The organism is Pseudactinotalea sp. Z1732, assembly GCF_049724975.1.
Classification (GTDB): domain Bacteria; phylum Actinomycetota; class Actinomycetes; order Actinomycetales; family Beutenbergiaceae; genus CALKWS01.
Window position 1 is genome coordinate 297,432 of record NZ_JBMPQC010000001.1, and the last position, 11,772, is coordinate 309,203.

General features: G+C 70.0%; 10 protein-coding genes. 5 read left to right on the plus strand and 5 right to left on the minus strand.

Translation table 11 applies throughout. The annotated features are described in order from the left end of the window. Positions 1-11: 11 nt before the first annotated feature. From ACPL7H_RS01445 to ACPL7H_RS01460, 4 genes are all read right to left on the minus strand, one after another. Positions 12-857, minus strand: coding sequence for a siderophore-interacting protein (locus ACPL7H_RS01445; RefSeq protein ID WP_424795389.1), 846 nt, complete (start codon positions 855-857; stop codon positions 12-14). 137 nt (positions 858-994) lie between these two features. Further along, positions 995-1,564, minus strand: coding sequence for a DUF4870 domain-containing protein (locus ACPL7H_RS01450; protein ID WP_424795390.1), 570 nt, complete (start codon positions 1,562-1,564; stop codon positions 995-997). Positions 1,565-1,697: 133 nt separating this feature from the next. Continuing rightward, positions 1,698-3,785 (minus strand): acyl-CoA dehydrogenase, encoded by a 2,088-nt coding sequence (locus tag ACPL7H_RS01455; protein WP_424795391.1) that lies wholly within the window; start codon positions 3,783-3,785, stop codon positions 1,698-1,700. A gap of 141 nt (positions 3,786-3,926) precedes the next feature. Continuing rightward, entirely contained in the window at positions 3,927-4,601 is a 675-nt protein-coding gene (locus ACPL7H_RS01460; protein WP_424795392.1) for a TetR/AcrR family transcriptional regulator, read from the minus strand. Between the two features lie 75 nt (positions 4,602-4,676). Here ACPL7H_RS01460 and ACPL7H_RS01465 point away from each other — a divergent pair, with 75 nt between their 5' ends. The 5 genes from ACPL7H_RS01465 (at position 4,677) to ACPL7H_RS01485 (ending at position 10,446) form a co-directional block, all read left to right on the plus strand. After that, positions 4,677-6,068 carry an acetyl-CoA C-acetyltransferase gene (locus ACPL7H_RS01465; RefSeq protein WP_424795393.1) on the plus strand — a complete coding sequence of 464 codons (1,392 nt, stop codon included), beginning with the start codon at positions 4,677-4,679 and terminating at the stop codon, positions 6,066-6,068. Continuing rightward, entirely contained in the window at positions 6,065-7,414 is a 1,350-nt protein-coding gene (locus ACPL7H_RS01470; protein WP_424795394.1) for a 3-oxoacyl-ACP reductase, read from the plus strand. The genes ACPL7H_RS01465 and ACPL7H_RS01470 overlap by 4 nt, the downstream gene beginning before the upstream one ends. Then, positions 7,387-8,418 carry a MaoC/PaaZ C-terminal domain-containing protein gene (locus ACPL7H_RS01475; protein ID WP_424795395.1) on the plus strand — a complete coding sequence of 344 codons (1,032 nt, stop codon included), beginning with the start codon at positions 7,387-7,389 and terminating at the stop codon, positions 8,416-8,418. The genes ACPL7H_RS01470 and ACPL7H_RS01475 overlap by 28 nt, the downstream gene beginning before the upstream one ends. 227 nt (positions 8,419-8,645) lie before the next feature. Continuing rightward, entirely contained in the window at positions 8,646-9,092 is a 447-nt protein-coding gene (locus ACPL7H_RS01480; protein WP_424795396.1) for an META domain-containing protein, read from the plus strand. A gap of 187 nt (positions 9,093-9,279) precedes the next feature. Beyond that, positions 9,280-10,446: a mandelate racemase/muconate lactonizing enzyme family protein gene (locus tag ACPL7H_RS01485; RefSeq protein WP_424795397.1), complete on the plus strand. Its 1,167-nt coding sequence runs from the start codon at positions 9,280-9,282 to the stop codon at positions 10,444-10,446. 27 nt (positions 10,447-10,473) lie between these two features. On the opposite strand, the gene ACPL7H_RS01490 is transcribed toward ACPL7H_RS01485, so the two are convergent. Continuing rightward, positions 10,474-11,739 carry an MFS transporter gene (locus ACPL7H_RS01490; protein WP_424795398.1) on the minus strand — a complete coding sequence of 422 codons (1,266 nt, stop codon included), beginning with the start codon at positions 11,737-11,739 and terminating at the stop codon, positions 10,474-10,476. Positions 11,740-11,772 lie beyond the last annotated feature (33 nt).

Below are 11,772 nucleotides of genomic sequence, written 5' to 3' on the forward strand. Positions count from 1 at the left end.
CCGATACCGGGTCACGCGACGCCGACGCCTGCGTGGGCCGCCTCATCGGCCTCGACAGCGGCCTTCCACTCCGCCTTGGCGGCCCGCCAGGCCTCGTCGTCCAGCCCGCGGCGCCAGTATCCCGAGGCGGACAGGTCCTCCTTGGGCACATGCTTCTCGAAGCGTAGGTAGGAGCGGATCTCCCGCACGAACGTGGCGTCGCCGTGCACGAACGCGTGCACCCGGCCGGCGGGGAAGTCCAGGGACCGCACCACCTCGCACAACTCGATCCCCGGTGCCCGGGCAGAGGTCTCCCGGTGGATCCAGCGCACCTGCACGCCGGCGGGGATCGTGAGGCGCTGTTCCTCGGCGGCGTTGGCCACCTCGATGACTGCGTAGCCACGGGCGTCGGTCGGTAGCGCTTCACTCGCAGCGGCGATTGCCGGCAGCGCGCTCTCATCGCCGACGAGCAGGTGCCAGTCGGCGTGGGGGTCGGGCCGGTAGTCGCCGCCGGGTCCGAAGAACTGCACCTGGTCCCCGGGTTGGACCTGCACGGACCAGGGGCCGGCGATCCCCTTGTCGCCGTGCACCACCACATCAACGGTCATGAGGCCGCGCCCGGCATCCCAATGGCGGACGGTGTAGGTGCGCATCACGGGCCACAGCGCGGGCTCCAGGCCCTCCTTGACCTCATCGGGGTGGAACGGGGAGACCAGGCCGGATTCCGGGCGAGGCAACACGAGTTTGATGTAGGTATCGGTGTAGCCCGGGTACTCGACCGGCAGGGCCCCACCACCCGGAGCGCTGAGGACCACCCGCACCATCGAGGGGGTCAGTTGCTCCTTGCGAACAACCTCGGCATAGGTCAGGCGTCGCACGCGCGCCACAGAACACGTCCAATCATCCGGGGAATTAGATAAGGCAACCCTAACCTAATTCGCCGGGGACTGGGCGATGGGGGCCCGGTGGCCGCCGGCCGGTCAGGGCGCGGAGGCGGCCACCGCCGCGGATCGGCCTACTTGTCCGCCCACTTCTCGGCCATGGAACCGATGATCGGCAGTGTGAAGTGCACCAGGTTGTAGCCCCGGATCGCCAGCAGGATCCATACCGCCAGCACGGCCAGGCCCAGGAGCGGGAAGAGCACGAGAGTCACCAGCCCGAAGGGGCTGAAGATCATCGTCAGCGCGAGTTCCACGATCCACAGCACCGCCCAGGCCGCGAAGACCACGATGTTGAACAGGATCGACTGAGCAGCGTGGAACCTGACCTCGCGGTGACGCTGAGTCAGGTACATGATCAGCCCCCCGATCCAGGTGAAGTAGGCGAGCAGACCGCCGATCTTCGGGTCGAGGCTCTCGACGCCAGCGCCCGCCTGCCCGCCCGCCTGCGGCCCACCCGGGGGCGCCCCGTACTGCGGCCCACCCTGAGGCGCCCCGTACTGCGGCTGGCCCTGCCCGGGTGCACCGTCCTGGGGCCCGCCCTGTTCCGGGTGCTCGTGCTGGGGTATTCCCTGGGGCGGGACACCGTGCTGGGATACACCCTGCTCGGGCTGGTTCGCCGCAGACCGGTAATCGGACGTCGTCATCGATATCTCCTCTGGCTGTCAGACTGAGTGGCAGCAGGGCAGACCCCCGACGACCACGGCACTTGCGTGCAGGCCAGACAGCCTTGCGGAACCGGCTGTGGACGATCTGTGGGTCAGGTTTCAAGCGCGTCCATCAAGCGGTGGTCAGTTCCTTGTCGGTGACCGATCCACGGGGCACGTGCTTCTCCAGTGTGGGCTCGGAGCCACTGGCCCGCTGGGCGCGGTAGTAGTCACGTGCCTCCTCCTGACGCCTGCCCTCGGCATCGGTTCCGATCGGGGCGCCGATCATCTCCGGGCTGTACCCGAACGACTCCACCAGGTCGCCGGCATAGGCGCGCAACCGCGGCAGGAGGCGGTTGATGTAGGAGGTCACGGTGCGGGCCCGTTGGGTGGAGATGCGGCCGTTGAGCAGGTACCAGTCCAGGTTCTCCTCGATCAGCGTCAGGCCGAACAGATCACGCAACCAGGTCAGCACCTTCTTCGTGCCGGGGTCGGCGATCCCGGCCAACGCCTCAGTGAAGGCCTCCCACTGCAGAAGTTCACCGTGGGCACGGGCGGCCTGGATCAGTTCGTCCTGGTGGGCGTTGAACAGTTCGAACGCGGTGGCCGCATCGGCCTCACGGGTATCCTTCAACTCCATCGCCACCCGCTCCACGAGTGACTCCACGCGATCCTCCAGCAGTTCCCGCTGCATATCGGGGTCGCGCAGTTCGGTGGCCGAACGCGCCTTGGAACCCCAGTCCCGGATGGACTGCTGCACCCGGCGCAGCGGCGTGCGGTGCAAGGTCATGTCCGCAGCCTGATCGGCCACGTACCGCACTGCACCGGCCACATCCATCTTGGCCATCTCCCGGCCGAAGTCGGTGAGCAGGCGCTTACCCACCAGTTGCAGCAGCACGTTGTTGTCGCCCTCGAATGTCACGTAGACATCGAAATCCGCGTGCAGGCCGGTGAACCGGTTCTCCGCCATGTACCCGGCGCCGCCACAGGCCTCCCTGCTGGTCTGGATCACGTCCAGCGCCAGCCAGGTGGCCAAGGGCTTGGAGGCCGCAGCCAGGGTCTCCAGATCCTGCCGGTCGGCGTCGGTGTCGTGTTCCCCGGAGAAGACCCCGTGGTAACGGTCGGAGAGCTGGTGGTGCATGAACTGGGCGGCGTAGACCTTCGCCAGTCGTGGCAGTAGCCTGCGCTGGTGGCGCTGGTAGTCCATGAGCACCACTTCGTCGTGCTCATCCGGGCCGGTGAACTGGCGGCGCTGGTTGCCGTACCGCACCGCGGTGGCCAAGGAAATCTTCGCCGCCGTCAGCGCCGAACCGCCCAGCGAGACCCGCCCCTGCACCAAGGTGCCGAGCATGGTGAAGAACCGCCGGCCGGGGCTGCTGACCGAGGAGGTGTAGGTTCCGTCGGCGGCGACGTCGCCGTACCGATTCAACAGGTTCCGGCGCGGAACGCGCACCTGGTCAAAGGCCAGCATGCCGTTGTCCACCCCCAGCAGACCGCCCTTGTGCCCGTTGTCCCGGCCGCGCACCCCGGGCAGGAACTCACCGGCGGATCCGTCCTCGTTCCGGGTGCGCAACGGGACGTAGAAGGCGTGCACACCGTGATTGACGCCCTGGGTGATCAACTGTGCGAACACCACGCCGGCCACCCCGTGCAGGGCGGCGTTGCCGATGTAGTTCTTCCACGCCGCCTCGAACGGGGTGTGGATGATGAACTCCTCCGCCTGCTCGTCGTAGGTGGCCGTGGTGCTGATCGCGGCGACGTCGGAGCCGTGCCCGGTCTCGGTCATCGCGAAGCAACCCGGCACCTCCAGCTCCACGATGCCCGGCAGGAACGTGTCGTGGTGGTACTCGGTGCCCAGGTGCAGCACCGCGGAACCGAACAGACCCCACTGCACCCCGGCCTTGATCTGCAACGACGGGTCGTGCACGGCCAGTTCCTCGAAGCCGGCCACATTGCCCCCGGGCAGTGGCCGACTTCCGTCCGCCCCCGGGAAACCGCGCCGGGGCATGCCGATGTCCACCAGCGCTCGGCACTGCTCCAGAATGCGCTCGCGGTGCTCGGCCATGCTGAGACCGGGCACGCGGGCGAACCGTTCGTCGGTGTACAGATCCCGGATGGCGCGGCGCTGGGTCTTCCAGCGTCCATCCAGCAGATCCGCCAGCACCGCGGTATCGATGGTCACCTCGGGGCCGGTTCCATTGGTGCGTGAAGTGCGTGGCATCGAATTCTCCATAGGGTCAACGCCGGTCCGGGCGTCTGGGTCGGTGCGAGAGGTATGTCAGGGCTTGAACGGGCGGGGTGTCAGGGGCTTGAACGGGCGGTCAACGGGTGCGGGGCTGTAGGCGAGTGCACGGTAGGCGGGCTAGTTGGGCCTAGGGGCGCTGGTGTCGGCCGGGTCGCCGGGCACGGTGGCGGTCCCGAGCCAGATCCAGTCGGCGACGAGATCGATGAGCACCTGCGGCTCCAACCGCTGCTCCGCATCCGCTGCGAGCCACTGCTCCCCGGTGCCGCGCACGAAGCCCACCACCCCGGCCGCCCACGGCACGGCGAACCGCAGGTCGGAGCCGGACTCGGCGAGAACCTGGCGCAGCAGGCGTGCGATATAACGCTGCACCTGAGCCATGAAGGTGGAGATCGTGCCGGCCTGCTCGATCTGGGTGACGAACCGGTACACGTTCGGCGACCTGGCGAGCATCGACACATACACCTCGATCATCGCCCGCAGCCGTTCCCGGGGCGACCCCCCACCCTCTGCCGCCGCACCGAACGCCTGGGCCATCTCGGCCAGCACCATCTCGCCGACCGCGGCCTGCAGGCCCGCCTTGTCCTTGAAGTAGCGGTACACGATGGACTTGGAGGTCCCCATGGCCCCGGCCATCTCATCCATCGACAGATCCGGACCCTGATGGTGCACCGCGCGGCGGGCCGACCGGCACAGATCATCATGGCGCCGGGCCCGATGGCTGTTCCAGCGCGTGGAACGACCGTCGCCCGCTGGCGGGGCGGCCGCAGAGGTGGTTACAGTGACGTCACTCACGCAACCGAGAGTATCAGGTACCGTGGGTACCGGACACATTCCGGACTCTGTCCACTCCACCACGCAGAGGAACTCATGGCAGACAAGCCCCGAACCAGCAACCGCGGCCAGAAGCAGACCTCCCCGGGCGCCGGCTCCGGCGCCGAGGCAGCCCCAGGCGCCGGCCGTCACCGCGCAGCGATCATCGGCGCCAACCGCATCCCGTTCGGCAAGGCCGGCGGCGCCTACGCCAGCGCCGGCAACCTGGACATGCTCACCGCAGCCCTGGACGGGCTGGTGGCCCGGTACCGCTTGCAGGGCGAACGCCTGGGCGACGTGGCCGGGGGGGCGGTGCTCAAGCACTCCCGCGACTTCAACCTCACCCGGGAAGCGGTGCTCGGCACCACGCTGTCCCCCCAGACCCCGGCCTTCGACCTGCAGCGCGCCTGCGCCACGTCCGTGGAGGCGGTCGCGGCGATCGCGAACAAGATCACCCTGGGCCAGATCACCTCCGGCATCGCCGCGGGCGTGGACTCCACCTCCGACGCCCCGATCGTGGTCAGCGACCGCCTGCGCAAGACGCTGCTGCGGCTGTCCCGGGCCAAAACGGTGCCGCAGCGGCTCAAACTCGTGGGACAGCTCCGCCCCAGCGACCTGGCCCCGGTGGCGCCGAACGTGAACGAACCGCGCACCGGGCTGTCCATGGGCGAGCACCAGGCGATCACCACCCGCCAGTGGAAGATCACCCGGGAGGCCCAGGACGCGATCGCGCTGGCCTCCCACCAGAACCTGGCCAAGGCGTACGAGGAGGGCTTCTTCGACGACCTGATCACCCCCTACCGCGGCCTGGTACGCGACCAGTCGCTGCGCGCGGACACCTCCGCGGACAAGCTCGCCGCCCTCAAGCCCGTGTTCGGCACCAAGGGTGAGCACGCCGCCGAGGCCTCGATGACCGCCGGCAACTCCACCCCGCTGTCCGACGGCGCCGCCGCGGTGCTGCTCGGCACACCGGAGTGGGCCGCCGAGCGCGGGCTGCCGGTGCTGGCGCACGTGATCGACGCCGAGACGGCCAGTGTGGACTTCGCCCACGGCGAGGACGGGCTGCTGATGGGCGGTGCCTACGCGGTACCGCGCCTGCTGCACCGCAACGGACTGAGCTTGGCGGACTTCGCCTTCGTGGAGATCCATGAGGCCTTCGCCTCCGTGGTGGCCACCACCAGCGCCGCTTGGGCCGATGAGGACTTCTGCACCTCCAAGGTCGGGGTGCCCAGCCCCGGCCAGGTGGATCCGGCCACGTTGAACGTGACCGGCTCCTCCCTCGCCGCCGGACACCCGTTCGCCGCCACCGGCGCCCGGATCGTGGGCAACCTGGCCGCCCTGCTCGCCCAGCACCGCGAGGCCAACCCCGAGGGCCCGCCGGCTCGCGGCCTGATCTCGGTCTGCGCCGCCGGCGGGCAGGCCATGGCGATGATCCTGGAGGCAGCGTGAGCGACACCTACCTGAACCTGGTGAACTCCGGACTCACCAAGAAGATCGCCAAGCAGTTCGGCCTGCCCCGCCCGGCCAGGTTGCGTCGCACCGACCCGAAGTCGATCGACGCCCCGCTGGTCACCGGACCGGTGGTGGTGCTGGGCACCGGAGCCGACGCCGACACCCTGGCCACCACCCTGCTGGACTGGGAACTGGATGTGCGCCGGACCATGCGCGGCGGCCGCGTCGGAGCCCTGGTGCTGATGCTCACCGAACTGACCGCACCCGAAGACGCCGCCGAGGTGGTGGACCAGGCAGGTCCGCTGATGAAAGCCCTGGGGCCCTCGGGCCGGGTGGTGGTGCTCACTCGGGCAGCCACCGAGCAGGACTCCCCCGCCCGCGCGGCCGCCCTGGCCGGGGTCGAGGGTCTGTGGCGCTCGGTGGCCAAGGAAGTGCGCTACGGAGCCACCGCCAACGCCGTCGTGCTGCGCGATGGGGTGGGTGTGGACGCACCCGCCGCGCTCGGAGCGGTGCGGTTCCTGCTCTCGGCGCGCTCGGCGTTCGTCTCCGGCCAGGGCCTCCAGGTGAGCAGCGACGCCGGGACGCTCCCGGCCGACTGGACGAAGCCGCTGGCCGGCAAGGTCGCGGTGGTCACCGGCGCGGCACGCGGGATCGGGGCGCAGATCGCCCGGGTACTGCACCGTGAGGGCGCCCAGGTGGTCGGGGTGGACGTCCCCGCCGCCGGGGAGAGCCTGGCCTCGGTGATGAACGAGGTCGGGGGCACCGCCATCCAGGCCGACATCACCGACGAGACGACCCCGGCCCGGCTGATCGAGCGGGTACGTGAGCGCTACGGACGCCTGGACGTGCTGGTGCACAACGCCGGCATCACCCGGGACAAACTGCTGGCGAACATGACCCCGGACCGCTGGCGGTCGGTGGTGGCGGTGAACCTGCGCGCGCAGGCGCAGATGAACGAGGCCCTGCTTGCCACCCCGGACCTGTCACCCGATGGCCTGCGGATCATCTCCCTGGCCTCCACCTCCGGGATCGCCGGGAACCGCGGGCAGAGCAACTACGCCTTCACCAAGGCCGGGGTGATCGGGATGACCCGGTCCCTGGCGCCGCTGCTGGCCGAGCACTCCGGCACCGCCAACGCGGTGGCCCCGGGCTTCATCGAGACCGAGATGACCGCGCGCATTCCCGCGCTGCAGCGCCAGGTCGCCAGACGGTTGAACTCCCTGCAACAGGGCGGAAAGCCGGTCGACGTGGCCGAGGCCGTGTCCTTCCTGGCCTCGCCCCAGTCCGCCGGCATCAACGGCCAGACGCTGCGGGTGTGCGGACAGCACCTGATGGGGGCCTGATGCGCGAGCAGGTGCTGGACCAGGTGCCCTCGCTGGGGTCGTTGTACGCCCGTGCCCTGGGGCGTACCGCCCGGGCCGCGGCGCCGGGAATGCTCTCCGGCGGCCCCTCGCCCACCACGCTGCCCCAGGTCTGCTACACGGTGCCGCGGGTGCCGGTGGACCACGCACACCTGGCCGAGTACCAGCACCTGCTCGGGGAGGCAGGCACCGACGAACTGCCGGCCGGATACGTGCACGTGCTCGGCTTCCCGCTCGCGATGAACCTGATGGTGCGCGCGGACTTCCCGCTGCCGGTACTGGGCATGGTGCACGTGGCCAACAGGGTGGAGCAGTTCCACCCGCTGAGCACCACCGACACGCTGCGGGTGCAGGCCCGCGCGCAGGGGTTGCGCGCGCACCGCTCCGGCACCCAGGTGGACCTAGTAGTGGAGGTGGCTGCCCAGGAGGGCCCGGAAGTGGCCTGGCGCGGGGTCTCGACCTACCTGGCCAAGGGCACCACGTTGCCCGGTCTGGCGCTGGCCGAACCGGTGAAGGCCGGCCAGGATGGCTCCACCGGCTCTGGCGAGGCGGTCGACGACGGCGACTCCGGCGCCGCCGGCAGCGGACACTCCCGTGGTGGTGCCGGTGGGAACGACGCCGGCGGCCGGGGCGTGCTGCCCGAGGCCACCGCGGTATGGCGCCTGACGCCCAGGACCGGACGGCGCTATGCCGCGGTCTCCGGGGACCGCAACCCGATCCACATGTCCGCCCTGAGCGCCAGGGCCTTCGGTTTCCCGCGGGCCATCGCGCACGGGATGTACACCGCGGCGCGGGCACTGGCGGCGGTCGGCCCGGCCCGCGGGCCGGCGTTCACCTGGCAGATCGACTTCGCCAAGCCGGTGCTGCTGCCCTCGACGGTCTCCTTCGGGCAGGCCCGAACCGATTCCGGTACCTACACCTACGCCGGCTGGAAGGCCGGCAGCGACCGGGTCCACTTCACCGGATCGGTCCGGCCGCTTCCCTGAGGGGGCCCCGGCAGCGGATCGGGCAGGTCCTCCCGCTCCCGCTGCCACCCGGGCCCAGCTGAAACACCGGGGCCCGGTTGCCGCATCCGGGCCCCGCTGCAACACCCGGGCGGGACGTGACCCGGTGCGGGAGTGCCCGCGCATGCGCCACGGCCCCGCTGCAACACCCGGGCGGGACGTGACACAGGCAAGGCATCGACCACTGTTCCTGAACGGAAGGGCCACCGATGCACCGCTTTCCCGGCCGCGCCGTCGCGGCACTGTTCGCGCTCGTCGCGCTCACCCTGACCGCCTGCGACACCGCAGGTGGGGCGGCGGGCCCCGACCCCGCGGCCGACGGCGACTGGATCTTGGTCTCCGGTCACGGCCCCGACGGTGAGATCGAGGTGGTCTCCGGCCACGAACCCACGCTGACCGTCGACGGCTTCGAGGTCTCCGGCCACGGCGGCTGCAACCACTTCGGAACAGCCACCGCCGAGGGCGAGGAGGACCAGCAGCCCGATCAGTGGCCCACCGAGTTCGTCAGCACCATGATGGCGTGCGATCCGCCCGAGGTGATGGACCAGGAGTCACAGCTCCTGACCGCCATGCGGCAGATCCAGGACGTGCAGGCCGACGGCGATGAACTGGTTCTGACCGGGCCGGACACCGAACTCCGGTTCGAGCGCGTCTGACCCTCTTCTCGGCGCGGACCACCGCGCGGACTTCCGGGGTTGCGGAGTAGCCGATGCCCGCGAGCGCGGAGTAGCGGATGCCCGGGGACCGGCACCCGGGGAGCAAACGACGGCAAATCCGGCCACGGCCGGCCGGACCGCGGGCGAGAATAGGTGGACCTGAGCCAGCCAACGACAAGGGAACCCCGTGCGAATCGTCGACGTCCGCGAGCGGACCTTTCCGATCTCCTCACCGATCCGCAACGCCTTTATCGACTTCTCCACGATGACGTTGAGTCTGGTCGCGGTCATCACCGACGTGATGCGCGAGGGCAAGCCGGTGGTGGGCTTCGGCTTCAACTCCAACGGCCGCTACGGCCAGGGCGCCCTTCTGGGCGAGCGATTCATCCCCCGGTTGCAGGCCGCCGACCCAGTCGACCTGGTGGACGAGGCAGGGACGAACCTCGATCCGCACAAGATCTGGAAGATCCTGATGGCCAACGAGAAGCCCGGCGGGCACGGCGAACGCTCCGTTGCGGTGGGCACCCTGGACATGGCCGTCTGGGACGCCGTGGCCAAGATCGCCGAACGGCCGCTGTACGACCTGCTCGCCCAGCGCTACGGCAACGGCACCGCCGACCGGGAGGTATTCGTCTACGCCGCGGGCGGCTACTACTACCCGGACAAGGACACCACCGCCCTGGCCGAGGAGATGCGCTCCTACCTCGACCGTGGCTACACCGTGGTGAAGATGAAGATCGGTGGGGCGAGCCTGGATGAGGACCTACGCCGCATCGAGGCTGCGAGCGAGGTGCTGGGCCCTGGGCAGCGACTGGCCGTCGATGCCAACGGACGCTTCGACACTCGCACCGCCTTGGCCTACGCACGGGCAATGGCCGACTTCGACCTGTTCTGGTTCGAGGAAGCCGGCGACCCGTTGGACTACGCCCTGCAGTCGGAGTTGGCGAAGGACTACTCCGGCCCACTGGCCACCGGCGAGAACCTCTTTTCCGTGCAGGATGCCCGGAACCTGATCCGATACGGCGGGATGCGACCCGACCTCGACTGGCTGCAGTTCGACTGCGCGCTGTCCTACGGACTGGTGGAGTACCTGCGCATCCTGGACATGCTGGGCGAGCACGGCTGGTCGCCGTCCCGGTGCATCCCCCACGGGGGGCACCAGATGTCCCTGAACATCGCGGCCGGGCTCGGGCTGGGCGGGAACGAGGCCTACCCCGACCTCTTTCAACCCTTCGGCGGGTTCCCCGACGGGATCGAGGTCACCGACGGTCATGTCACCTTGCCGGAACTGCCCGGCATCGGTTTCGAGGGCAAGTCGGACCTGGCCACGGTGATGGCGGACCTGGCGCGCTGAGCGTCCGAGTCCGAGTGTCCGGGTCTCCTACCGCGGCCCCGGGTCCGGGCCGTCGTGGCCCGGGCCCCCGTGGTCCGGGCCGTCGGAGGGCTCGCCTCCTTCCGGGTGTTCCAGGGTCTCGCGGGCGAACAACCAGCCCAGGCCGGCCAGCAGCATGATCATCCCGGAGACACCGAACGCCGCACCGAAGCCGAACTGGTCCGCGAGCGCCCCGGCCAGCACCGGCCCGATGATCGCGCCGGTGTCCATGGCCATCTGGAAGCCCGCCAGCACCTTGCCTCCGGACCGCTGGTTCCCGATGATGTCGGCGATCGCGGCCTGCTGGGCCGGATTGAGCAGGCCGGCGCCCACTCCGGCCAGTGCCGAGACGGCGAGCACCACCAGAAGGTTGTCCGAGAGCCCCAGCACCGCGGTGAATGCCCCGCTCACGGCGATACCGGTGAGGATCAGGGGTTTGCGGCCCCGAACGTCGGCCTGCCTGCCTGCGATGTTCAGCGCCACCGCGTTCCCGGCCGCGAACACCGCCAGCGCCAGCCCGGCTGCCCAGGGCCCGGCCTCCAGGGCGGCGGCGGCGAACAGCGGCAGCAGCGCCACCCGCACCCCGAAGTTCGCCCAGCCGTTGGCGAATCCGGATGCGAGCGCGGCCCGGTAGGCGCTGTCCCGGATCGCCTCGCCGAACTGCATCGGCGGGCTGGCATCGCGGGAGCGGGCCGAGCCGGTCCCGGTGGCCGGGAGCAGCCGCCACACCACGACCACCGCGAACATCAGCATCACCGCGTACACCACGAACGGCACGCGCAGCCCGAACTCGGCGAGGAAGCCGCCGATCACCGGGCCCCCGATATTGCCGAGCAGGAAGGCCGTGGCGTAGGTGGAGGAGGCACGTCCGCGTGCGGTGGGCGGGGCCAGCCGCACGATCAACCCCATCGCCGAGACGGTGAACATCGTGGAACCGATGCCACCCAGGCCACGGAAGATGAGCAACTGGGTGTAGTTCTGCGCGAAGGCGGTCAGCAGGCTGGAGATCGCCACGATGACCAGCCCGGCCATGTAGATACGCCGTTCCCCCAGCTTCGTGATGAGCGCGCCTCCGGCAGGGGCGAACAGCAACCGGGCCAGGGAGAACACGCTGACCACGAAGGACGCCGCAGCCACGGACACATCGAAGGACCGGGCGAATTGTGGCAGCACCGGGGCCACCAGGCCGTAGCCCAACGCAATGAGCAACGCCGCGCCGGCCAGGACCCAGATCTCCCTGGGCAGCCGGGGGCGGTGCAAGGACGCCTCTGACATACCTCCGCCAGTATCACCCACTTCCCGGCCGCG